Genomic DNA, 339 nt, shown 5'->3' on the forward strand with positions numbered 1-339 from the left:
TCTAGGATTTCGGCTCGGTAAACTAATTTGAAATCTTCGCAAATCTTAGCCCGGTCAGCTACACGAACCTTGTGGGCGATATTGTGTGAAAGATGCACACAGCACGCCTGATATTGGCTCCCCGGATAAATGGAGAAAATGCTGTCCACGATGCCCTTTAAGCCATCTGAGATAAAGAGAAGAACTTTCTGTGCCCCGCGCGCTTTGATGTCTTCCAGCAGAAAAGCTGATTCGGTGGGAGCCACCGTGTAAGCTAACACTTCTTTGGATCCATCTTCGAGAATGCCGACAGCGAAATAAATAACTTCTTCGAGACAGTATCGCGTCTCACGAGACACA

Annotated in this window: 1 pseudogene; it reads right to left on the reverse strand. The window is 47.5% G+C overall.

Features of this window, described 5'->3' with window-relative positions:
- Positions 1 to 339, reverse strand: a pseudogene (locus tag G4V62_RS19470) (transposase); the annotation flags it as partial.

The organism is Litoribacterium kuwaitense (genome assembly GCF_011058155.1).
In the GTDB taxonomy this organism is placed as follows: Bacteria; Bacillota; Bacilli; order Bacillales; family DSM-28697; genus Litoribacterium; species Litoribacterium kuwaitense.